A 21,919-nucleotide genomic window follows, 5' to 3' on the forward strand; every position below is an offset into this window, starting at 1 on the left:
ACAATCATACATACTGCCGTTTGAATCCGCTTGAACCGCACTTACAAATGGCTTCAATGCGTAGAAACAAAACCGATGTGTGTGATGCTCATGAATCAGCGAAAACACATTTTAAAATGAATCCTAGAACGACATATGTACAAGAATTATGAACAAATGCGTGCGATTACACGCTATTACGATGAAATTTGATTCACTGATTTATGTAATCATACGCGAAAAGAGGCCTCTGATTGGGTTTCATCCGACACGAGGAAATCACAATCAACCTTGAAACGTAAGTCTGTACGAAGGCGTGTTATCAAATCTTTGATAAATGGAATATGTTCAGTGATCCGAATGATTAATGAATAAATCATTGCTGGATAATTAAGCCTTTGTGGAGCACCTAAATGGAATTTTTTCATGACAACATTAAGAATTGTATGTTGTTATTGTTTTCAGAAGAAGAAAAAATGTCATTAGATGTTGATCAAAATCTTATTTTTTCGATTTGTGAAATATATTAGATGGTTAGAATTTATTATCAAGTTGCTACGGATATATTAAAAAAAGATTTAGAATGGCGTGATGTGATTGATATTGAAAAGATTAAGAGATCGTTATGGATAATTTAGTATTTTATATGTTTAAATAAACATCGTTTATTAGAGTTATAAATATAGAATTATTGATATTTTTTTAGTTGAAAATGTCTAAAAACTCGTCTAAAATAAGAGTTATAAAAAACGTATTGGTTTAGACTTATAGGTGGTGTATGTTTTTAGATGAGTAGAGTTATTGGTTATGGTCGTGTAAGTACTCATGAGCAAAATTTGGATATGCAATATCAGGCTATTGAGCAGTATGCTCTAGAAAAAGGTATGTCTTTAGTTTTTTTTTCTGAGAAGATTTCATCTAGAAAAGATAAACGTATCGAACTTCAAAATGCATTAAAGGCTGCAGTTGAAGATGATATTTTTGTAGTTTATAAATTGTATCGTTTAGCAAGATCCACTAAAGAATTATATGAGTTAACTGAATTGTTTCAGAAAAAAGGTATTCATTTTGTAAGTTTAAGTGATTCTTTTGATACAACAACTCCTACAGGAAAGGCTATGTTTGGTATGCTGGCTGTTTTTGCTGAATTTGAACGTGATATTATACAACAACGTACTAAGGCAGGTTTAGAAGCAGCTAGAAAGCGTGGCCGAATTGGTGGTAGACCTAAGATAGAGGAAGTTACGAAAAGAAGAGTTGTTGCATTATTTGAATCTGGTGAAAGTGCAATAGATATTGCAAAAGCATATGGTATTAGTCGAGCTACAGTTTATAATATAATAAATGATGAAAATAGAGCATAAGTTCTTATTCAGGTATAATAAAAGCACAGAACATATTTTGTTCTGTGCCGATTTTTATTCATTCCAAAATGTAGCTGGTAAAGGAATTTGAAGTTTTTTGTTTATTTTTTTTCCACCAAATTGAGTGAAATAGGTAAAGAAATCTTGGCCATTAACTAAATAAAAGTGTTTTATGATAATTTGATTATTTATTACATCGCCAAAGAATATAGCATATCGTACATCACACATATGAATCGGTTGATGATTTAGTTGTGGAATGTCTAAAGGTTCTTCATCACTAGGCAGGAATAAACCTAAATCAATAGTTTGAGAAGTTTGTAATTTTACTTCAAGTAATTGGTGTTTCACATCAGGGAAATCGCCATTATCTTTAAAGTAGCTATAACCTAAAGCTTCACAAATTAATTTATGAAGATGTCCTCCTCGATTGCGTTCTTGTGTTGCACCGATGTAAGGAATAGTTTTACCAACGATATTTTTTAATTTATCGAATATTAATTCGATTGGCATTAGTTCGTCTTCTTTAGGGTCAGACGTTGGTGATGTGAATTTATCAAAGATATTGTATTCTTGAGTAATATTATTGATGAATTCAGTGTCATTTGATAGAAGTACAGCTGGCTCTTTATGAGCATGCGAATAACGTGCTTGATATTTTTGAGTGAGTTTACCAGTTGTATCTAATTTAGCTAAAACGTCTCCAGTAACGACTTTAATTTTAGTAATTATGTCATCTTCTGAAATACGGATTAAAACGTAGCGTCGAGATGGAGAAATTTCTTCATTCCATATCTGTAAGTTGTTTGATTTTTGGGTATATACGTCAAATTTTTGACATAAAAATCGTGGTTGTGTTTTTTTAAAGGATTTAGGAACAGGATAACCTAAAGCCTCACAAACTTGAGATTTCACAATTTTAGAACGTGTGCGTAGTGCAAACCCATCTAGATTGTAGCCAGCTAATTGGTCTGTTAAAAGATATTCCATTTCATTAGCTGGGTACCAGAAATCTGGGTCACCTACTTCACTTTCGTGATAAATTGTTAATTCATGATTCATGATGTTTTCCTTAATCTGTTGTGCTAGTTGTTTCGGGTTCATAATGTTTTGCCTCCTCAAATTTAAATAGTTTAATTACAGGTATTCCTAATGCATCGGCGATTCTTTTTATATTACTTAGCGTAATATTTCTTTCACCTCTTTCTAATCCGCCGATATAAGTGCGATCTACGTTTGCTAAAAAGCCTAAACGTTCTTGTGTGATGTTTTTCTTGTTTCGTAAGAATTTAATTCTTTTCCCAAAAGCTTTTCGGAATTCAAGGTCATTTTCTTCATCTGTTAAGTGGTTATTGCTGTTTTTCATATACTTATTATCTAATTTTTTCATAAAACAATCGACCTATTATAAGTAGCATTTCCATGTTTATAAGTAGCAATTTCATTTTTGCAAGTATTATTAATAAAAAGGTGGTTTTTTTATGGTTAGTTTGTCAGAAGCAAAAGAAACGGGTTCACATTATACCTCAAATGATTTGTCGCACTTTATGGCTGACAGATTGAAACAAGCATTTTTAAAATATAATTTTAATGAAATAGAAAATTTAACGTTAATTGATCCATCTTGTGGTGATGGAGAATTATTAAAAGCAGCAGCTACGTTATTTGAAGATAATAGCGTTAAATTACTTGGAGTCGATACAGATGCTAATGCTATTCAAAGTGCTAGCAATTATTTTGGTGAAGATTCAAGTGTTTCAGTATTTCAAAGTGATTATTTAGAGCTTTTTGACAATTATAAAACAGATTTATTCAGCTTGAACGGAGATAAATCTAACGATTTAATTAGCGAAGGTACATTAAATTTAGTAGATTTGATATTAGCCAATCCGCCCTATGTACGTACCCAAGTAATGGGAGCTGATAGAGCTCAAAAATTAGGAGAAATGTTTGGACTTAAAGGTCGAGTAGATTTATATCAAGCTTTTTTAGTTGCAATGACACAACATTTAAAAGCGAATGGTTTAATTTGTGTTATTACTTCTAATCGGTATTTAACTACGGCTGGAGGCAAAGATATTCGGGCTTATTTAGATAAAAATTATGAAATTTTAGAAGTTATTGATTTAGGCGATACTAAATTATTTAATGCAGCCGTTTTACCAGCAATTTTTATCGGTCGTAAGAAAGCTGAAAATGAAAATATAAAAAATGAAAACGTTAAATGCTATAGAATTTATGAAGATACTTCAGATGGAGAAGTAGATGAAGTATGCACTTCGATATATGAAATTTTATATAAAAATGAATCAGGAATTTATGCAGTTGGTAATAAAAAATATTCAGTGATGTCTGGATATTTAAAGGTTCCTGAGGATTCTAAAGAATTATGGGTTATGGCTTCAAAAGAGGATAAAGAGTGGGTTAATCAGATTAAAAATAATAGTTTTTGTAAGTTTTCGGATATGTTTAAAGTCCGTGTAGGTATTAAAACAACAGCTGATAATGTTTTTATTCATAATAATAATGAATGGGAAGCTCTAGCTGAAAATATAAAGCCAGAAGCAGAATTATTAAATCCATTGATTTCATCTGATAATATTCAAAAGTGGAAATCTGATGGTCAATTAGTAGAACAGAAAAAAATCTTATATACACATCAATTTGTTGAAGGTAAAAGAAAGGCTATTGATTTAGATGATTATGTAAATGCTAAAGCGTATTTATTACATCATCATGAGCAATTAGCTGGTAGAACATATTTAGCTAAATCAAAAACTAGACATTGGTATGAAATTTGGGTTCCTCAAGAACCAATGGCTTTTAAAGATTTAAAAATTGTTTTTCCTGATATAAGTCTTGAACCGAAATTTTCTATTGATACTAACGAATATTTAGTTGATGGAAATTGTTATTGGATTACATTGAAGGAACAAGATGCAGATAGAGATTTATTATATTTAGCAGCAGCTATAGCAAATTCACAGTTAATGAATCGCTTCCATGGGATTGAATTTCAAAATGTACTTTATTCAGGACGTAAGAGATATTTGACTCAATATGTAGATAATTATGTTTTACCAGACCCTAGTTCTATTTATTCTAGAAAGATTGTAGAAGTAACAAAAAATATTGTTACTCAGAATTTAGAAATAGAAGAAATAAAACAGTTAGAGTTAGAAATAGAGGAACAAGTAAGATTAGCATTCAGTGTTTAGGAATAATATGTAGAAGGTGGGACATAACTAGCTTCTATTAGTGAGAAATCCGAATTTGAATTCATTCAAATTCGGATTTCTCTGTTTTTTATGTTGTCTCCCTATAGTTTTTTGCTAATGGCTGTGAATTCAAGAGAATTCACAGCCATTAATGCGAGACCCATCTCGTTAGCAACCTTCGATTTTCCTCGTACAGAAAATCGAGTGAAACGCAAACTAGCCTTCAAGAATTCAAAAACGGGTTCCACGTTAATTTTGCGTTGACGATAAATGGTTCTTGTTTTTTCTTCTGAAAGCTTTGCTCTCACATAGTTTTTTGTTGTTCCCGCTTCTCATTCACTATTAACTTACGATTCGTTCCTTCTTTTGCTTTTGTACAGAATGAACGGAGGTGGCAACAGGAACAGTCTTGACAAACGCACGCGTGTACTCATACTTATCCGTTTTTGTGGTACGATATTTAAATTCAAGCTGTTGTTGGTTTGGGTAAGTGTAACGATAATTTTCTTCATCAGAAGCACAGTTCGATGTATTGAATTCGTTTTGCTTATACGGTTTCCTATGTTCTTTTACATACATGTTGTATGTGATTAAGGCTTCTCGCTTACGGTTCACAAGGATATTATCATAATTTTGTTCACTTCCATATCCAGCATCTGCTACGATATGTTTTGGTAACTTCAAATAATGTTGTTCGATTTCATCCTAAAAAAGGGATTAATTATATCAGTTGGATTCGAAAAAATGCTGTAGGCAAGGGTATACTGACCTTCTGTTTCCACTTGTATGTTATAACCTGCCTTCAACTGACTATTTTTCATATAGTCATCTTTAATACACATAAATGTCGTATCTGGTTCTGTTTTTGAGTAACTTTTTCGTCCGTCCAAGAGTTCGAAATCCCTTTGATATTTTAGTTTACGTTCCAAATAGTCGATCAATTAGTATGCGTTTTTCGTTGATAAATAAAATCGACGTTGCGTGTCGAATATGTTGGAGGCGAATGGTCATATGAACTCCTTCAAGTGATTTATATTTTTACATACTCTATCATATTATGAAGTTTGTTTACTAATTATGTAGAAGGTGGAGAACAGTTAAGGTTTTTGTAAGCTAATTAAAAAACTGCTGTAAGGTTGCGTAGTTATACTTGCGAAGGAGCAAAAAATACAGTATTGATGAAAGGAGTTATGGAGAATGAATCCAACCGTTACACAAAAGGAAAGGATTGTTTCCTTAGATATTATTCGTGGTTTAGCGTTATTTGGCATATTGTTTATAAATGTGGGGGCTTATCAGTTGGTAGTTGAAGGACAACCATTGCCTGTTTATAGCAAATTCAATAGCATGCTAGATACGGTAATTGATATATTTATCGAGAAGAAATTTTATTCGATTTTTTCTTTACTCTTCGGTATAGGTTATTATATTTTTACATCACGTGCTGAAGCTCGGGGGGATAAGCCGAGATGGCGCTTTGCAAGAAGATTACTAGCATTATTTCTTATAGGGATTGTCCATTTAATTTTTTTCTGGGGCTCCATCTTATCTGCTTATGCAATAATTGGTCTTTTTTTGTTGCCATTTTATCATGCAAAAGTTTCTACAATTAGCAAATGGCTATTTAGCTTGATTGCGGTTTATATTGTGAGCATATTAGGCCAAATGTTTATGCCAAATATAAGTATTTTATCAACAGTTTTTGATTTATTAGGCAATGATATGATGACGATTTTTATTATGTTTTTAACTGGTTTTCTCGTTGCAAAAGCTAATTGGATAGGCAACGTAAGACAACATACTAAGCAAATTCAATGGGTGATTTATGTAACATGTCCATTGTTTGTAGGCTTATCTAGTTGGATTGGGTTTGCCTCTCAAAATCAAGATGGTCATCTTCAGTTACTACTTGGCTTAGGTGTAATCCCGACGACCTATTTTTATGTTGCTTGCTTATTGCTTATTTTAGAACATGAGCCAATTGTAAAAATATTAAAGCCTATTGGGCGTGTCGGACAAATGGCTTTTACAAACTACTTAGTGCAGAGCTTTATAGGGCTAGCTATTATAAAGTTAATGGGATTTGAAGTCATGTCGACTTCCCGTATAGTCATAATTGCCATTATGATTTTTGTTATTCAAATCATCTTTAGCGTTTTATGGTTTAAATTCTTTAAAATGGGTCCGTTAGAAAAAGTGTGGAGATGGATGACTTATGGAAGAAAAGTATCGGTAAAATCATAAATAGCGAAAAATTAACGTCAGGGCATTATTGCACTGGCGTTTTTTGAAATAACAATCATATACTGTTACTATTGAAAGTATAAATTTGTAAAATCAATGAAACTAAATGACAAGTCATCCGTAAAAAAGATATCAAGAATAAGGGGAGTATAAATATGGCGAAACAATTAAAAAAATATATGGCAGTGACTACAGCATCGTTTATGGTGATGCAACTAGCAGCATGCGGTAATGCTGAAACGGAGGTAGTGAAGGAGTCTGACCCCGTTAATACGACGGATACGGTTGAAAATAATTCCCAAACGACGAACGAAGATGAATTACTCGATGTACATAACAGTGAAATGGCGGATGCTTGTGATGAGTGGCAAGAAAGTGATGATGGTTCATATGAATGTTTAGATGAAAATTCTCCGTATTACGCACAGCATTTCTTTAATGGGTTAATGTATGCTACTGCGGGTGCAATGATTGGCAGTGCCATTTACAAAAGTCGCAATTTAAAAAATGGCACGGAGCGTGACAATCACAGTGGCGGCGCGGCAGGATCGACAACTACGAATAAGTCGAATGCTACAAACTCGAAAAATGGCATCACAACGGGAGGTTCCTCTTCGACGTCATCTGGCACCTCAACAAGTGGTTCAAGCTCAAATGTAAATAGTTCTACATCAAATAATACGAATTCGAATGCTTCAACATCTAGTGGTTCAAATACAAATTCGACTAACACGAATTCTTATTCGAGCGGTCAGCGTTCATATTCCAATGGTTCTAGTTCCTCTTCAAGTGGTAGTTCGTATAATAGCTCTTCATCAAACGCTGGGAAATCAGGTTTCGGCTCTGGAGGGGCTTCTAGAGGAGGCTCGTCATCGTCCTAACCGACTGGAAAAGGAGGACGCACGATGGAACACGCTACATATAGTAAGCAACGGCTAAAATTCTATTCGCAATTTCCTAATTTCTTTTTTGATTTTGAAGATCTTGAATATGCTTTGTACGATGTGATGGAACTGCAAAAAGAGAAGATAGACGAGATTTATTACGCCACGAAGATGCTTTGGCAAATCTTTTTAAAAGTTGGAAAACAATTTAAGCATTTAACAGATGAACAGCTTTTTGCCCTTGGCATTCGGTCGGAAATGATGCCTTATATCGAATTGGATTATTTACAGCAACAGTCTATCCTTGCTCGTTTTGATTTTATTTGTACGGAGGAAGGCGATATAAAATGTCTAGAACTGAATGGAGAAACCCCATTTCTTGTCCAAGAAACGTTTGAAATGAATGAACAGCTCTGCCAGCATTTCCAACTAGAAAATCCCAATGATGTATCAGCATTACAAAAAACGCTTTCTGGTGCACTTTTTGCCGCAATGCATTATTTACATGATGTTAAAAAACCTAAAATAGTTATAACAGGAAAAACGGCAGAGGACGATTTTGAGGAGTATTGCCAGGTGAATTTTTTAAAAACTTGTATCCCATTTGATGTTGAATATGTACCTATCCAAAAGCTAATTATTTTTGCTAAAGATACGCCTAGCGTAATGAGAGGGCTTTATACACCTTCGATGGAAAAAATCGATATTTTATATCGCCCCGCACATCCAGTGGAGTTTTTAATTGACGATATAGCATCTGATGGTGAAAGAATCGGTCTGCAATTATTAGAACTTGTAAAAGATCGTAAGCTTGCCATTATTAATGCGCCAGCGGCCTATGTTCTTCAGTCCAAAATTTTATTATGGCTGATTTGGGAACGAAAAAATGATCCGCTATTATTTAATGCGGAGGAGCGGTCTGCAATTAATAAGTACATGTTACCAACCTATTTGTCCGCAGAGCCCTTTGTAGCAGAAGGAATGCCCTTTGTGAAAAAACCTGTCTATTCTCGTGAAGGCAATACAGTCGAAATTTATGCAGGAGACGGCTCGAAAACAAATGCATCTGCCTATACACATTATGATGATAATTTGTTTATTTACCAGCAGTACGTTGAAATGCCTTCCATCAATATTCAACAGACGGATGGCTTCCGTTCTAAGAAATGGCTCATCGGCTCTTTTATCGCGGATAATCGCGCATGTGGTTTGTCTTGTCGCGTGGGCAATCAAATTACCGAATGGGATTCCCACTGGTTAGCTATAGGCTATAGATAAAGTAAAATCCACTTTGCTTTCCGTAAATGTAGGAGGCTAAGTGGATTTTTACCTTACATGTTAGTTTATTAATCGTTCCAGCCTTTACAGACATCAATCCATTGTTGATAAGGTGTATACGCTTCTAGCTCTTGAATGCTAAGTTCAATAGCAGAATTGCTACTACCACAGGCAGGAAATACTGTTGCGAAGCGTTTAAGTGATTCATCTAAGTAAACGGCAACCCCATCATTTATACCGAATGGGCAAACCCCACCAATATCATGTCCAATACGCTCATTTACTTCTTCCTTGGCAAGCATTTTAGCTTTCGTGCCAAAAATCGCTTTATATTTAGCATTGTCAATTTTGGCATCACCCGCTGCTACAATTAAAATCGCCCCATCATTTACAAGAAATGATAGTGTTTTAGCGATACGCTCTGGTTCACAGCCAAGTGCTTTTGCAGCCATTTCAACGGTTGCTGAACTTTCACTTAGTTCCTGTATTTTATGTTGTAAATGCCACTGTGCGAAATGCTCGCGTACTTTTTCAATTGCCATTTAAAACCCTCCTTGCTGTGTTCTTTATCTATCTTAACATAATTTTCAGAATTTAAAGTTAAAGCGTTGGGTGTACAAGAAGGTTTTGTTGTGGAATATTTTGTAACTTTCTTCATGTTGGCAACGTCCAATTAAGCAAACGTTTGAGTGAGGAAGTGGAGTACTTGAGTTATAGAAGAATTATTTCTTTTGTGGTTATTGTAAGTATGCTAGTTATAGCCATTTTTCCATGCAAAGCAAACGCAACAAGTTGGGCATATCCTTTCGTTGTTTGGGACAATTATATTTATGTGATAAGCGATGAAAATGTAAAAAATATTGATAAAGAAATTGGAGAAGTCACGAAGTATTCCGATATGGAACAATATGAAGGGAACTTTTCAAATGTATATCCAATAGGGACGAAATATTATTCAATTGTTGGTATTAATACGGATGATACAATTGCCGTCCAAGTTGGAGACAATCAGTATATCAAAGCCTTCCGAGAAGGACCCTATACTTACAAAAAAAGCTATATACACTATATCTTTAAAGGTTTAGGGATACTAGCGTTTTTATTTGTCGTATTCTTTATCTTTTCTCAAACTCGCAAGAAACTTTAGCAATCCATGTGTTGGATAAGGAGGAATACCTAATGAAGTATATTAAAGGCTTATATGGAGCACTTGTACTAATGATGGTCGTTATGTTAATAAGCACAACTATATTGCAAGATCAATATTCGGGGATAGCTATGTTCATTTGTCTAGGATTATTTTTAATTGGCACAGCCTTTTTTATAAATGCCAAACATTTAAAGAATGAAGATTTATGAAAGATTACAATTATACAGATTTGCTGCATGATCTAACGATGGGTAGAGAAATTCATTTCATTTATAAAAAAGAAAATTACTATATAGGTCGTGGATCTGGTCAGTTTATGTTTTGGAAATTCTATGATTCAACAAGTGAAATAATTGGCGAAGACGCTGGAGATTTACTTCGAAAGATTAAACTGGATGGTCAATTAATCAAGGAAGTGTGGGATTCCATTGAAATTGATGTTTACTAATGTTCGAGCTGACTAGGAATGAAAATTTGATATAAAAGGTTTTTAGTGAAAAAAAGGTATAATTAAAAAGTGTGAAGAACAGCAATTGTTAAAGGGGGCGTTCAGTATGGAAAATACGAGATTGAATGTGAATGGTTACAAGGGGATAACGCCTTACTAACAAAGTTATTTAGCGTTTCCCCGAAAAACGAAAGGGGAAAATTAAGATGGAACAAAATGTCCAAATTGTCGAATTAAATGCAGAAAACTGGTATGACTGTTGTGAACTAGAAGTATCACCAGAGCAAAAAAAATTCATGGAATCCAATGCGATCTCAATCGCCCAATCAAAGTTTGAGCCTACTTTAAAGCCATACGCTATTTATTATAATGAAAAAGTGGTTGGCTTTTTAATGTACAATTCGGTTCAAGAAGAACTTGATGGTTATTGGATATATCGAATAATGATCGATAAGACCTTCCAAGGCAAGGGTATTGGAAAAGCTGCAACTACGTTAATGCTGTCAGAGATGGCTAAATTACCGAATGCAAAGAAAATAATTGTAGGTTATCATCCAGAAAATTTAGAAGCCCATCATTTGTATACAAGTTTAGGATTTATGGATGAAGGGGATAGATTTGGTAAGGAAATGGCAGTAATAAAAATAGTAGAATGACGGGTTTGATAGAGTAGTTGAATAAGGAATAGGGCCATTCTTTGGTCCTTTTCTTTTATGGAGGTAGGATTTATGGACGGTGATTATAAAGGTTGTATCGATATTCGACTGAGCGGTGGAGATATACAATTCGACGTTTCCGATGATACGCAGCTATTTCGTTTTCAATCAGGTATAGGTTTTGTAGCAATTCCGCATTTTTTCATAACGCTATCGGCACTTTATAAAGGTGAAATCAGCGAGGCACAGCTAGATTGTCACGGGAATGCTGATTACTATTTATTTTCAAGTGATGGTCAAAACCTTTTTATTGAACATGTAGGCCATTATCCACAACGTATAGATACATATCAATTTAAGCTAAAGGCTTATATGGAAGCTATTTCTTGCGCATTTGTAAGCTATCTACAGCAACTTGAAAAGGAAGGGATATTACCTTTAAAAGAACAAGAATTTGGTCATCCATTAGGTGATGATGTATTACAAGCTTTTGATAGTTTTTCTGCAATTTTAAGTAGCTGAGTTCGTGATAATTTGCGACTATTTATTGGATGGTATACTTTATGTGAAAGAACGTCAAAGTATATTTTAGCGAGGGATTCAATTATTATGATGAAAATTGTACCACCTAAGCCTTTTTTCTATAAAGGTGGAGAGCAAGCGGTTTTATTATTACATTCTTATACAAGCAATACGATTGATATGAAAAAATTAGGAAAGTATTTGCAACAACACAATTATACTTGTTATGCACCTTTGTACAAAGGACATGGTTTACCAGCAGAAGAATTGCTGACATTTGGACCGACTGATTGGTGGGAGGATGTACGACAAGCTTACCAGTTGTTGAAGAATGAAGGGTATGAAAAAATAGCGGTAATCGGCCTTTCTCTTGGTGGAGTGTTTGCCTTAAAAGTTGCTCAAGAATTAGAGGTAAATGGTGTTGTGACAATGTCCGTACCAAGACATAGGGAAGCTTTATTTCTTCAAAAGCGCGCCTTTTATTATGCAAAGGAATACAAACGACTCGAAGGAAAAAACGAGGACCAAATAAATATGGAAATGGCCCTTCTACAAAATTTGCCTAACCATGCATTGGTGGAATTCCAACAGTTAATTGATGTAACAATGGATAAATTGGCATTTATTACAACACCTATTCAAATAATGTATGGTGTATTGGATGATCCATTGTATAAAGAAAGTGCCGAAGTTATTTTTCACAACGTTGTGTCGCAACATAAAATAATAAAAGGGTATCCAAACTCTAAACATTTGATGACATTGGGATTAGATAGGCATAACATAAACCAGGATATACTTACTTTTTTACATGATTTAACGTGGTAGTTTCCATCAAGTTATTTCCATCAAAACAGTGGGAAATCAATACTTCCCACTGTGTCTTCCTTCATTTAGTGTTTTATAAATTTCAGTGATTTCGTTTTTATTTCACTAACAAAAGTTGAGGCTAATAGTAACATACCCCCAAGTATTTGAAGCATTGTCATGTGCTCTTGTAGAATAAAAGCAGAAATCAAGATGGCTACAAAAGGATCAACATAGCTGAGCATGGCAATACTTTGCCCCTTTAATTTTTCCATACCCGAGAAGAATAGCCAAAATCCAATACCTGTATTAAAAATCCCTAACATTAAAATAAAAGGAATGGATGAACCAGATACTTTTACGATATCAAAACCGGACGTTAACAAAACGTAAGGTAAGAGAAGTACAGCGGTAGTTCCAAGCTGAATAATCGTCAGTTCCAGTTTTTCTATATCTTGAATGAATTTATTTAATAACAATAATATAGCGTAAAAAGCGGCGGCAATTAATCCATAAAAAAGTCCAAGAAGATCATCAGTTTTTGATGCACTTAGACCTTCACCGACAATACACACTAAACCGGTAATCGCAACCAGAACGCAAACAATTTTTTTACAAGACAATGGTTCTTTCAGTACGTATGGAGAAAGAAGCATGACAAACACGGGTGCAAAATAATAGCCAAGAGTTGCATTGGCGATTGTCGTATAGTCGTAGGATTGGTAAAGGAAAATCCAATTTCCCCCCAGGGCAATACTAGAAAATATTAAAATGACAGCATTCGCTTTTACCAACTGCCATGCTATTTTTTTCTTCATAATTAATAAGACGATTGTTAAAAACAAGCATCCAATAAAACTGCTTAGTAAAGCTCTTTCGCTCGAAGATAGGTCAATATTTCGAACCACTAAACCGATTGTAGCGAAAATGACCATGGATAAAATAAACTGAATGTTTGATTTCATTGTATACTCCTTCGAATCTGCGAAACAGCTTATATCTCGCAGATTCTTAATCTGTTTTGTATATAAGCTTATTCGGAGTATACGGTGGTGGCGGTGATGTTGAAAGTGGCTTCCAAAGGCAAATATTTAGAGCGGCTAATGACATAAAAGTTCCTCCCGTTTCATAAAAAATATATTTTACTTATTATACCATTAGGAATCTTCGAAAAGTGAAGTGGATTTTTAGTACAAGTAACAAAGTTGAGAAAATACGATACTTTTGAAGCGCTGTATAATGATATTCCTTACTAAGGTGTGTGTGGTTAATGATGGATAAATTTTGAAATTTGTTATATGTAGAAACGTATTGATGTTAAATACAAAAGTTAATGGGAGGTGGATAAAATGAAACTGCGAATCGCCACTAAGTCACAAGAAATCGCCACAAAAACCGTGAGAATCGCCATTTCATACTACACTAAAAAAGATGTGTACTGTAATGACTTCAGTACACATCTTATACCATTAGACTGTAAACTTTTTGGTGATGTTGTTTAATTGTTCTGATTGGTCAGCTAGCATTTGAGCGCTTGCTAATATTTGTTCCATAAGAGTGGCTATTTCTTCAGTCGAAGCAGTTGTTTCTTCTACACCCGCAGCAGATTCTTCTGACACACTTGCGATAGAAGCAACGGACATGTTTAGTATTTGCCCTTTAGCTACAAAACTTTCAAGTTCATTCGAAATAAATCCAACTTTTGTTGACATGTTTTCAATCAGCTCCGCAATTAAATTAAACGTTTTTGCGGTTTCTTTTATTTGGGATGTTCCGTTTTGGATCGTTTTATAGCCGAATGCTAATGATGATGCAACTTCGGCAGATTCTAGCTGCACATCGTTAACAATACTTGTAATGTCATTAACACTAAATTTTACTTCTTCAGCAAGCTTTCTTACTTCGTCTGCAACTACAGCAAAGCCTTTTCCATGTTCACCTGCTCTTGCAGCTTCGATTGCGGCATTTAGCGCTAATAAATTGGTTTGTTCTGAAATACTCGTAATAACAGAGATGATGTCATTAATTTTGGCCGTTTTTTGATCTAATGCTTTCACCTTAGTAACGGAATCTTCCACTAAATCTTCTATATTATGCATATTACTCTCGGATATTGACATCAGTTTATTGCCACTCATCGTAGCTGTTTTAACTTTTTCAGTAAGGGTTCTTACTTGTATCCCTTCTTCATTTGATAATTTAATTTTTTCTATAAAGTCGGAAAGTGTTTCACCGAGATTGGCACAATTTTGCGCTTGTTCTTGAGAACCTGAAGCTAATGCCTCCATGGTGATTGCAATTTGTAAGCTACCTTCTTTCACTTCATTTGCAGAAGCGGAAAGACCTTTACTTTGCTCTTTTACATTGTCACTTGCGTTAATAATATTCGTAACAACATTTTTCAAATTGGTATTCATTGTATTTGTAGCTTGAATTAATTGGGCTGTTTCATCTTTCGCCTTCGTGACCAAATTGGTAGTTTGTAAGTTTCCGTCCGCAATTTGCAACATACGGTCAACAACCTTTTTAATTGGCGTTGAAATAATTCTCGCAGTTACTATTGCTAAAATAATGGCAACCATAATGATAATAATAGACATCATTAAACTGGCATTTTTAATGCTTGTTCCTGTATCCATTACATCATTTCCTTCTTTAAGAATGATGTTTTCTCTTTTATCAGCGATCTCTTTAAAACCAGACATCAAGTCTCTGCCTAGGGGCTGCACTTTATTGGCCAAAATAGCAAGTGCTTGTTCCTTATTACCATTATCAAACTCAACAAACACTTCTTCTGTAATTGTTTTACGCCATTCTATACTTTTATCAATAAGTTGCTTTGCTTCTTCGGAATTTGTTTCTTGAAGGACTTGATCTTGTAATTCCTTACTTTCCTCCGTATATTCAAGAAATGCTTCTTTATAGGAAGGGTCATTATACAATATGTATCCACGTGCTAACGCAATTCGTTCGGCAATATTAAAGGCTAATTCTTCGTCAGCAAGTAACAATGGTAAATCTTCTTTTATTATAGCTTCAGTATCGTGATTGAACTTCACGACGGACTTAAAGTTATATATGCATAAAGCTGTAATTAATAGGACGATAATTAAAAATACGCCTAATAATTTATGTTTAATGCTTTTCACTAAGGTTTCCTCTTTTCTAGGTAAAAAAATGAATGTAATATGAATGGCGCAATTATGTATTTTATTAGGTAATTTTTGCCACGAAATTAATTTTATAGAATAGTTATTAATTCGTCAATAAGATGATTAAGAAAACAATAACTACCTAAATAAATTTTTTTATTATAACAATAGATATAACGTTAGGCTCTTTGTACTGTAGGAGCATACAATTGTTTGTTTACGTACGTTAAAAATAATCAAGACATTTTTAGTTGAAATGCAATATGGAAATAAAGAAATTCCTTTAACTTAAAACTATTCTACGCAATGTTTTTTGTGTAGGAATATTGCAGTTTATGTTCTCATCTTTAAGGAATTTGCATAATCATCAAATATTCTGGATAATATAAAATGGTAAAAAGTTTCCATCGGTGCAAGTGGTGAACGATTCAACAATGAAATTCACAGAACGGAGGTTCGTATGGATGGTAGATCGTGTTCTTAAACATTTTGGATTGGATGCTGTATCCGTAAGTGAGGTGGAAGATTCCAATAGTTCAATAGTTGTTAAATGTGCATTAGGTAATGGGGAAAATGTTTTTGTGAAGATACCTTTTTCAAAATTAAAATATCAGCGAGAGTTAGAAGCCTATGAACTATTAAATGGAAGGGTAGCTATACCAGACATGCTGGGTTGTTGGGCTGGTGATGAATCCTGCACAGGAGCATTTTTATTATCCGAATTAAAAGGTAAACCGTTAACATCGGAAGCTTCACCAACAGTAGCTTATCAAGTAGGAGTCTTGCATGCATCCATACATTCTGTTCAACCATCTGTTTTGTACAAATTAATCGGCATTGATAATGAGTTTCCTTGTTGGTCTAATTTTGTGGAACGACAGTTTTATAGTTTTGCAGAAGATGTTAAAGATGTGGTAGATGTTTGTTTATACAATCAAGCCATGACTCATTTTGAAAAAATGAAACAACAGCTCCCATCGCCTGATGGACCAAGTTTGATACATATGGATTTTCGTCCAGCGAATATTATTGTGGATGCCAATAAAGTATTAGGCACAATTGATTTTGAATCCGTACGATTTGGTTCCACCGAAACAGATTTTACGAAGTTATATCGAGATTTTTTAAGCCTTGATACTGCTGTCTATCAAGCCTACCAAGAAGGATATAATAGTATTAGACCATTAATCGACTTAGACGTGGTATTGCCTTTTTATCGATTTACAGATGCTTTCAATAGTATCGGATGGTGTAAACGCCGTGGACTTGAGAAAAATGCTGTGTTTTTGGAACGAAATTTAGTTATTTTGGAAAAATTGCTAAAATAATGGGTAGTCACGTAAAATAACGGAACAAATATGTCTTATTTACTTTAGGACTCGAAAAGAAGATAAAATAAAGAGGTATAGCCATATGATTATAGTATCAAAAGACCATTATCAGTTGATAAAAACGAAACTTAATGAAGCACCTACGTTTGTATTTAGCATATTGGATTCTATGATTAAAGGATCAGTTTATGCAGATACTGTTGATTACAGAACATTGCTTATCGCAACGGATTCAGGATTATATTATGTTGCCGGTCAGGTATCAGATGAACGATTCCTTCAGTACATTGTAAAAATTTTTAATGCATCTGTAGATCAAGGAAAACGATTTACATTATTTTCACCTAGTGCAGCGTGGGATTGTGCCATTGAAAAATATTTGAAGCAGCAGGTAGGGAAAATCCAGCGTTATGCTTTTTCATTTGATGTCCAGACGTATAAAAAAAGAACAAGCAGTGATAAAAGTGAATATGACGTAGCTAAAATTGGGCAGGTGGAGATTCAACATTGTTTGGAGTTTGACAGCAACTATTACGATACATATTGGGATTCAACGAATAATTTTATCCAAAATGGAATAGGGTTTTGTGTCAAGGATAATGTGCAAGTTATTAGCGAAAGTGTATCAATTTTTAAATCTGCAAAATTTGCTGAAATAGATATTGTGACAGATTCCAATTATAGAGGAAAAGGATTAGCAAGTATTGTGGCAGAACAATTTATTGATTATTGTCTAGCCGCTCATATTCAACCTCGTTGGGACTGTGATGTTGATAATCGAGCTTCAATTAATTTAGGGACTAAATTGGGCTTTATAAATCCGCAACCATATAGCGTTTACTTTAAAATTAGACAGAATGCTAACGGTCAGTCTTAAAAGTATTTTTCTTCGTCTACATCTGACACATTTATCGTTTTGTAGTCATACACTAACTTTGGGGTGAATGAATTGCCAAGAGTAAAATACCGTGATGCAGACATTGACTTAATGGCGAGGATGATGAGAGCAGAAGCTGAAGGTGAAGGTAAACAAGGGATGTTGTATGTTGGCAATGTAATTGTCAATCGGTTAGTGTCCAATTGTTTAGACTTTAAAGATTTAAGATCAATTGAAGATGTTATTTACCAAGTCCAAGGCGGAAATTATTCATTTGAAGCAGTTCAAAAAGGAAATATGTTCTATCAAAGAGCAAGAGAAACGGAGAAAAGATTAGCTAAACAAAATTTAGATTATTGGCGAGAGCACCCAGGAAAATATGCACTCTGGTACTTTAATCCATACGCGCCGTGCCCACCAACATGGTACGGTCAACCATTTGCTGGACAATTTAAAAATCATTGTTTTTATGAACCAGCACCTGACACATGTGATGGGGTTTATATTGGATAGGCAGTGCAGTTGCTATAATAACGATTAGAGGCTGGGACAAAAGAGAAGAAGTGTTAGATTGATGGCAGTCAATCTAACACTTTTTTGCTACGCCGTTATTGTCCGCTTCGTCGGTGCTTTCCGCTCAGCACAGTAAGCCGCAACCCTCGCTAATACGCAGAATGCCCGCGTCTTACGCTGTGTGCGTCTTACGCTGTGTGCGTTTTGAGCAGGAGTCACCGCCTCCGCTACTAACAACTAGTAAACCCTTCTAATTTTTTAGCTAGTTCTCCATATAGCAAAAATTTATGAACACCTTTCCTCTGTTCTTTAAATTTTTTTAGTTATGTCCCAACCTTTTTTATATGCTTCAATTTTTTATGGTCTATGTTAATGTTGTATTTACCAATATTTTCATAATTAATAGTTGCGTTTTAAAAGGAAATCTTATAAGGTAAATAGTAGTGGTGTAAATTTACACTTTTAAGAATAAGGAGGTAATGACAATGAGGGTTATACAATCGATACTAGTGTTTATAGTTTTGTTATTTTTTACAGGAATAATTGCTTTGACTTTAGTACTAAATGGGGATATCCATTATTTAAATCTCCTCTTTGTGTTATCAATTAGCCTCTTTTTATTTATTACGTGTATGATTTTTGACTGGTTTACGACAAGAAAGCGCAAAACATTGTTCGCGACTATTATTGGAGGGGCTCTACTTATTGCTTCTGTAGCACCGATTCAGTACCATTATAAAATGAGTATGGCTACTGTTGATGCTGAAATCGATGTGTCTGCCTATGAACCTTTTGCAGCGCACAATAAGGTTGTGAAGAATAGTCAGGACGCTTCCTTACACTTGGAAGAGCCACTTCCTCGTATAGATGGAGCAACGGCGATGTATCCATTATATGCGGCCTTTGTAGAGGCGACCTATCCGAACAAAAGCTATCCGTACTATGATAGCGAGGTGAAAGTAAGTCGAACGCCCGAGGCTTATCAAAATTTAATTGCTGGTGATGTAGATGTGATTTTTGCCGCAGCGCCATCAGATTCACAACTAAAAGTCGCGGAAATAAATGGGCTGACATTTGATATGACCCCAATTGGGCGTGAGGCTTTTGTTTTTTTTGTGCATCATAAAAATCGCGTTAAAAATCTTTCGCTTGAACAGCTGAAGCAAATTTATGCTGGTCAAATTACAAATTGGCACGAAGTTGGTGGCGATAATGACTCCATTCGTGCATTCCAACGACCAGCTGATAGTGGAAGTCAGACGACGTTAGAAAAAATTATGGGCGATACACCTATAATGGAAGCACCTGCAGAAAATATAGCAACTGGCATGGGTGGCATAATCCATGAAGTTTCTCAATATCGCAATTATAAAAATGCAATTGGTTATACGTTTAGATATTACTCGACAGAAATGGTTGGGAATAATGAAATACAATTACTATCCATTGATGGTGTTGAGCCGACAAAGGAAAATATTCGCAATGGTACATATCCACTAATATCCGAATTTTATGCAGTAACTGCTGGGACGGATAATCCAAATGTTAAACAGTTTATTGATTGGATTGTGTCGCCTGAAGGACAGGCATTAGTTGAAAAGGTTGGTTATGTGCCAGTTGAAAATGATTAGCTTATTGGCTATAATAATGGTAACAATTCGATATGATAGTTTTCTAGGGTTCCGTAGCGCTAGCTAGTCTGGTCCGAGAGAAAACCACAAAATGTATTTTGTGACACGGAAGGATAAAAGCCTGGGAGATACTGTTGAAAAACAGTGTTTCTGTAGGCTTTTTTTATTTGTCAAAAACGGAGGGATTTAAAATGAACAAACAATGGATTAGTGTCTTTGTAGCGGCTTTTTTTGAAGTTGGCTGGGTTATTGGCTTAAAGCATGCGAATAGTACACTAGAATGGCTAGGAACAGCAATTGCTATTTTTATTAGTTTCTATTTATTAATTAAGGCTGGAGAGCGTTTACCTGTTGGCACGGTTTATGCAGTGTTTGTAGGTTTGGGGACGGCAGGTACGGTATGTGCGGATAGTCTGCTGTTTGGAGAGCCGTGGAAACTAGCAAAAATTTTGTGTATTGTCGTTTTACTCGCAGGTGTTGTAGGCTTGAAGCTTGTGACGGATGAGCCAAAAGAGAAAGAGGTGAAGGGATAATGGCGTGGGTCGCATTAGTCATCGCTGGACTTTGTGAAATGATGGGTGTTTTTATGATTAGTAAGTACAATGAAGTGAAAAGTATAAAAAATCTAGTCTTATTAATTGCCGTATTTACTGTTAGTTTTTTAGGGCTTGCCTATGCCATGGAAACCTTGCCGATGGGAACAGCCTATGCCATTTGGACGGGAATTGGGGCAGCAGGGGGAGCGCTATTAGGCATGTTGTTTTTTAATGAATCGAAAGATTGGCGAAGGATTGTCTGTATTGTGCTCGTTTTAGGCGCTGCGATTTGTTTAAAATTGTTATCTTAAGTAGTAGTGCCAGTCACCCAAACAATTTTCAAACAATTTCATTGTAAAGTAAAAATCCACCTAGACCCCTGCAGGAATATGTCAGCAGAGAGTAAGGTGGGTTTTTTAGCCCTTAAAGGACTATATGCAGCGTTCTTTTTCGTTATTTTTTTATATCTTTCGTCCATTCAGCAACTTTATCTGGGTTATCTTTAATCCATTGTTTTGCTGCATCTTTGGGGTCATCACCATTTAAAATATTTAGCATAACAGACTCTAAATCTTCTGATGTCCAGTGGAAGTTATCTAATACAGTATAAACATCGGGCTGGTCTTCTTTTAAACCTTTGCGAACAAATGTATTAATCGTTTCTTCTCCACCATAAACACCTTTTGGATCTTCTAAATACTTCAGATCATATTTGGCAAATTTCCAGTGAGGTGACCAACCTGTAACGATAATTTCTTCCTTATTTTTAATTGCTTTTGATAGTGCCGTTGTCATCGCACCTGAAGATGAAGTTAAGAAGTTCCAATCAGAAAGATTATCATATTCTTCTAACGCTTTTTCAGTTGCTGCCGTAATTCCAGCACCTGGCTCGATACCTGTAATCGTATGGTCTGCTTCATTTGTTAAATCTTCAATAGAATTAGCATCCATGTAACTTGGTACGACTAAACCAATTTTCGCACCTGCTAAGTTTTCGCCAAGTTCATCTAAGTCACTTTTATATTTTTCATATTGTGATCCATGTGTATGTGGTAACCATGCAGCGACCATGCCATCTGCTTCCCCTTTAGAAACAGCTTCCCACATAATAGCGTTATCAAGTGGGGTTAAAGTAACATCATACCCTAAATCTTCTAAAACTTGACCGACAACGTTTGTCGAAGCGATTTCAGTATCCCATTCTACGTAGGCTAAATTAACATCTTTTGCATCTTCTTTTTTAGTCGAATCACCCTCGTTACAAGCGGCTAGTAAAAAGCTTAGCCCTAAAGCCATCCCTAATTTTGATAATGTTTTGAGTTTCATTCA

At 34.9% G+C, this 21,919-nt stretch carries 23 protein-coding genes, 2 pseudogenes and 1 riboswitch; of the genes and pseudogenes, 17 read left to right on the forward strand and 8 right to left on the reverse strand.

Going from position 1 to position 21,919, the window contains the following annotated elements:
* Positions 1 to 204: 204 nt before the first annotated feature.
* Positions 205 to 422 (reverse strand): annotated as a pseudogene (locus MKY08_RS06285) (IS5/IS1182 family transposase); the annotation flags it as partial.
* Between the two features lie 345 nt (positions 423 to 767).
* Here MKY08_RS06285 and MKY08_RS06290 point away from each other — a divergent pair.
* A complete protein-coding gene (locus MKY08_RS06290; protein ID WP_069512065.1) occupies positions 768 to 1,343 on the forward strand; it encodes a recombinase family protein in 576 nt (191 codons plus the stop codon).
* Positions 1,344 to 1,397: 54 nt separating this feature from the next.
* On the opposite strand, the gene MKY08_RS06295 is transcribed toward MKY08_RS06290, so the two are convergent.
* Both MKY08_RS06295 and MKY08_RS06300 read right to left on the reverse strand, forming a co-directional pair.
* Complete coding sequence (locus tag MKY08_RS06295) at positions 1,398 to 2,447, reverse strand: restriction endonuclease (RefSeq protein ID WP_141705584.1); 1,050 nt, start codon at positions 2,445 to 2,447, stop codon at positions 1,398 to 1,400.
* Positions 2,416 to 2,733 carry a helix-turn-helix transcriptional regulator gene (locus tag MKY08_RS06300; RefSeq protein WP_256093172.1) on the reverse strand — a complete coding sequence of 106 codons (318 nt, stop codon included), beginning with the start codon at positions 2,731 to 2,733 and terminating at the stop codon, positions 2,416 to 2,418. Before MKY08_RS06300 ends, MKY08_RS06295 begins: the two co-directional genes overlap by 32 nt.
* Before the next feature lie 91 nt (positions 2,734 to 2,824).
* Between MKY08_RS06300 and MKY08_RS06305 the strand changes: the two genes are divergently transcribed.
* Positions 2,825 to 4,561, forward strand: coding sequence for an N-6 DNA methylase (locus tag MKY08_RS06305; protein ID WP_069512061.1), 1,737 nt, complete (start codon positions 2,825 to 2,827; stop codon positions 4,559 to 4,561).
* 101 nt (positions 4,562 to 4,662) lie between these two features.
* On the opposite strand, the pseudogene MKY08_RS06310 reads toward MKY08_RS06305, so the two are convergent.
* A pseudogene (locus MKY08_RS06310) lies at positions 4,663 to 5,496 on the reverse strand (transposase); the annotation flags it as partial.
* Positions 5,497 to 5,758: 262 nt separating this feature from the next.
* Between MKY08_RS06310 and MKY08_RS06315 the strand changes: the two are divergent.
* From MKY08_RS06315 to MKY08_RS06325, 3 genes are all read left to right on the forward strand, one after another.
* A complete protein-coding gene (locus MKY08_RS06315) occupies positions 5,759 to 6,805 on the forward strand; it encodes a DUF418 domain-containing protein (protein WP_069512055.1) in 1,047 nt (348 codons plus the stop codon).
* Positions 6,806 to 6,960: 155 nt separating this feature from the next.
* The gene (locus tag MKY08_RS06320; RefSeq protein WP_069512053.1) at positions 6,961 to 7,686 is read left to right on the forward strand and encodes a hypothetical protein; all 726 of its coding nucleotides are present in this window, start codon (positions 6,961 to 6,963) and stop codon (positions 7,684 to 7,686) included.
* Between the two features lie 24 nt (positions 7,687 to 7,710).
* On the forward strand, positions 7,711 to 8,967 hold the full coding sequence (locus MKY08_RS06325; protein ID WP_069512051.1) for a glutathionylspermidine synthase family protein: 1,257 nt from the start codon (positions 7,711 to 7,713) through the stop codon (positions 8,965 to 8,967).
* A 68-nt stretch (positions 8,968 to 9,035) separates the two neighbouring features.
* Here MKY08_RS06325 and MKY08_RS06330 read toward each other — a convergent pair whose 3' ends face one another.
* A complete protein-coding gene (locus tag MKY08_RS06330) occupies positions 9,036 to 9,509 on the reverse strand; it encodes a YbaK/EbsC family protein (protein ID WP_069512049.1) in 474 nt (157 codons plus the stop codon).
* Positions 9,510 to 9,673: 164 nt separating this feature from the next.
* On the opposite strand from MKY08_RS06330, the gene MKY08_RS06335 reads away from it, so the two are divergent.
* The 6 genes from MKY08_RS06335 (at position 9,674) to MKY08_RS06360 (ending at position 12,571) form a co-directional block, all read left to right on the forward strand.
* Positions 9,674 to 10,114, forward strand: a complete 441-nt coding sequence (locus tag MKY08_RS06335; RefSeq protein ID WP_069512047.1) for a hypothetical protein — start codon at positions 9,674 to 9,676, stop codon at positions 10,112 to 10,114.
* Positions 10,115 to 10,146: 32 nt separating this feature from the next.
* Positions 10,147 to 10,326 carry a hypothetical protein gene (locus tag MKY08_RS06340; RefSeq protein WP_024361441.1) on the forward strand — a complete coding sequence of 60 codons (180 nt, stop codon included), beginning with the start codon at positions 10,147 to 10,149 and terminating at the stop codon, positions 10,324 to 10,326.
* Positions 10,327 to 10,364: 38 nt separating this feature from the next.
* Positions 10,365 to 10,565 (forward strand): hypothetical protein, encoded by a 201-nt coding sequence (locus MKY08_RS06345; RefSeq protein WP_141705583.1) that lies wholly within the window; start codon positions 10,365 to 10,367, stop codon positions 10,563 to 10,565.
* A gap of 206 nt (positions 10,566 to 10,771) precedes the next feature.
* On the forward strand, positions 10,772 to 11,221 hold the full coding sequence (locus tag MKY08_RS06350; RefSeq protein ID WP_069512043.1) for a GNAT family N-acetyltransferase: 450 nt from the start codon (positions 10,772 to 10,774) through the stop codon (positions 11,219 to 11,221).
* A gap of 72 nt (positions 11,222 to 11,293) precedes the next feature.
* On the forward strand, positions 11,294 to 11,743 hold the full coding sequence (locus MKY08_RS06355; RefSeq protein ID WP_069512042.1) for a hypothetical protein: 450 nt from the start codon (positions 11,294 to 11,296) through the stop codon (positions 11,741 to 11,743).
* A gap of 87 nt (positions 11,744 to 11,830) precedes the next feature.
* Complete coding sequence (locus MKY08_RS06360) at positions 11,831 to 12,571, forward strand: alpha/beta fold hydrolase (protein WP_256093171.1); 741 nt, start codon at positions 11,831 to 11,833, stop codon at positions 12,569 to 12,571.
* 65 nt (positions 12,572 to 12,636) lie between these two features.
* Here the strand turns inward: MKY08_RS06360 and MKY08_RS06365 are convergent, their stop codons facing one another.
* On the reverse strand, positions 12,637 to 13,515 hold the full coding sequence (locus MKY08_RS06365) for a DMT family transporter (protein ID WP_069512040.1): 879 nt from the start codon (positions 13,513 to 13,515) through the stop codon (positions 12,637 to 12,639).
* Between the two features lie 504 nt (positions 13,516 to 14,019).
* Complete coding sequence (locus MKY08_RS06370; protein ID WP_069512039.1) at positions 14,020 to 15,699, reverse strand: methyl-accepting chemotaxis protein; 1,680 nt, start codon at positions 15,697 to 15,699, stop codon at positions 14,020 to 14,022.
* 467 nt (positions 15,700 to 16,166) lie between these two features.
* Between MKY08_RS06370 and MKY08_RS06375 the strand changes: the two genes are divergently transcribed.
* The 6 genes from MKY08_RS06375 (at position 16,167) to MKY08_RS06400 (ending at position 20,901) form a co-directional block, all read left to right on the forward strand.
* Complete coding sequence (locus tag MKY08_RS06375) at positions 16,167 to 17,030, forward strand: aminoglycoside phosphotransferase family protein (RefSeq protein WP_069512038.1); 864 nt, start codon at positions 16,167 to 16,169, stop codon at positions 17,028 to 17,030.
* 85 nt (positions 17,031 to 17,115) lie between these two features.
* A complete protein-coding gene (locus MKY08_RS06380; RefSeq protein WP_069512037.1) occupies positions 17,116 to 17,910 on the forward strand; it encodes a GNAT family N-acetyltransferase in 795 nt (264 codons plus the stop codon).
* Between the two features lie 72 nt (positions 17,911 to 17,982).
* The gene (locus MKY08_RS06385) at positions 17,983 to 18,423 is read left to right on the forward strand and encodes a cell wall hydrolase (RefSeq protein ID WP_069512035.1); all 441 of its coding nucleotides are present in this window, start codon (positions 17,983 to 17,985) and stop codon (positions 18,421 to 18,423) included.
* 479 nt (positions 18,424 to 18,902) lie between these two features.
* The gene (locus MKY08_RS06390; protein ID WP_069512034.1) at positions 18,903 to 20,054 is read left to right on the forward strand and encodes a substrate-binding domain-containing protein; all 1,152 of its coding nucleotides are present in this window, start codon (positions 18,903 to 18,905) and stop codon (positions 20,052 to 20,054) included.
* A gap of 32 nt (positions 20,055 to 20,086) precedes the next feature.
* Positions 20,087 to 20,184, forward strand: a riboswitch (guanidine-I (ykkC/yxkD leader).
* Between the two features lie 61 nt (positions 20,185 to 20,245).
* Positions 20,246 to 20,587 (forward strand): multidrug efflux SMR transporter, encoded by a 342-nt coding sequence (locus MKY08_RS06395; RefSeq protein ID WP_069512032.1) that lies wholly within the window; start codon positions 20,246 to 20,248, stop codon positions 20,585 to 20,587.
* A complete protein-coding gene (locus tag MKY08_RS06400; RefSeq protein WP_069512031.1) occupies positions 20,587 to 20,901 on the forward strand; it encodes a multidrug efflux SMR transporter in 315 nt (104 codons plus the stop codon). The genes MKY08_RS06395 and MKY08_RS06400 overlap by 1 nt, the downstream gene beginning before the upstream one ends.
* A gap of 142 nt (positions 20,902 to 21,043) precedes the next feature.
* Here the strand turns inward: MKY08_RS06400 and MKY08_RS06405 are convergent, their stop codons facing one another.
* Entirely contained in the window at positions 21,044 to 21,916 is an 873-nt protein-coding gene (locus tag MKY08_RS06405) for a glycine betaine ABC transporter substrate-binding protein (RefSeq protein WP_069512029.1), read from the reverse strand.
* Positions 21,917 to 21,919: the final 3 nt, after the last annotated feature.

Source organism: Lysinibacillus sp. FSL M8-0337, from assembly GCF_038593855.1.
Taxonomy (GTDB): Bacteria; Bacillota; Bacilli; order Bacillales_A; family Planococcaceae; genus Lysinibacillus; species Lysinibacillus sphaericus_D.

Bases quoted from the DNA above. Each gene is read 5' to 3' on its own strand.
- MKY08_RS06405 (WP_069512029.1), bottom strand. From the start codon at position 21,916: ATGAAACTCAAAACATTATCAAAATTAGGGATGGCTTTAGGGCTAAGC.
- MKY08_RS06295 (WP_141705584.1), bottom strand. From the start codon at position 2,447: ATGAACCCGAAACAACTAGCACAACAGATTAAGGAAAACATCATGAAT.
- MKY08_RS06350 (WP_069512043.1), top strand. From the start codon at position 10,772: ATGGAACAAAATGTCCAAATTGTCGAATTAAATGCAGAAAACTGGTAT.
- MKY08_RS06380 (WP_069512037.1), top strand. From the start codon at position 17,116: ATGATTATAGTATCAAAAGACCATTATCAGTTGATAAAAACGAAACTT.
- MKY08_RS06330 (WP_069512049.1), bottom strand. From the start codon at position 9,509: ATGGCAATTGAAAAAGTACGCGAGCATTTCGCACAGTGGCATTTACAA.
- MKY08_RS06395 (WP_069512032.1), top strand. From the start codon at position 20,246: ATGAACAAACAATGGATTAGTGTCTTTGTAGCGGCTTTTTTTGAAGTT.
- MKY08_RS06325 (WP_069512051.1), top strand. From the start codon at position 7,711: ATGGAACACGCTACATATAGTAAGCAACGGCTAAAATTCTATTCGCAA.
- MKY08_RS06345 (WP_141705583.1), top strand. From the start codon at position 10,365: ATGGGTAGAGAAATTCATTTCATTTATAAAAAAGAAAATTACTATATA.
- MKY08_RS06290 (WP_069512065.1), top strand. From the start codon at position 768: ATGAGTAGAGTTATTGGTTATGGTCGTGTAAGTACTCATGAGCAAAAT.
- MKY08_RS06355 (WP_069512042.1), top strand. From the start codon at position 11,294: ATGGACGGTGATTATAAAGGTTGTATCGATATTCGACTGAGCGGTGGA.
- MKY08_RS06320 (WP_069512053.1), top strand. From the start codon at position 6,961: ATGGCGAAACAATTAAAAAAATATATGGCAGTGACTACAGCATCGTTT.
- MKY08_RS06360 (WP_256093171.1), top strand. From the start codon at position 11,831: ATGATGAAAATTGTACCACCTAAGCCTTTTTTCTATAAAGGTGGAGAG.
- MKY08_RS06390 (WP_069512034.1), top strand. From the start codon at position 18,903: ATGACAATGAGGGTTATACAATCGATACTAGTGTTTATAGTTTTGTTA.
- MKY08_RS06315 (WP_069512055.1), top strand. From the start codon at position 5,759: ATGAATCCAACCGTTACACAAAAGGAAAGGATTGTTTCCTTAGATATT.
- MKY08_RS06375 (WP_069512038.1), top strand. From the start codon at position 16,167: ATGGTAGATCGTGTTCTTAAACATTTTGGATTGGATGCTGTATCCGTA.
- MKY08_RS06300 (WP_256093172.1), bottom strand. From the start codon at position 2,733: ATGAAAAAATTAGATAATAAGTATATGAAAAACAGCAATAACCACTTA.
- MKY08_RS06305 (WP_069512061.1), top strand. From the start codon at position 2,825: ATGGTTAGTTTGTCAGAAGCAAAAGAAACGGGTTCACATTATACCTCA.
- MKY08_RS06340 (WP_024361441.1), top strand. From the start codon at position 10,147: ATGAAGTATATTAAAGGCTTATATGGAGCACTTGTACTAATGATGGTC.
- MKY08_RS06400 (WP_069512031.1), top strand. From the start codon at position 20,587: ATGGCGTGGGTCGCATTAGTCATCGCTGGACTTTGTGAAATGATGGGT.
- MKY08_RS06365 (WP_069512040.1), bottom strand. From the start codon at position 13,515: ATGAAATCAAACATTCAGTTTATTTTATCCATGGTCATTTTCGCTACA.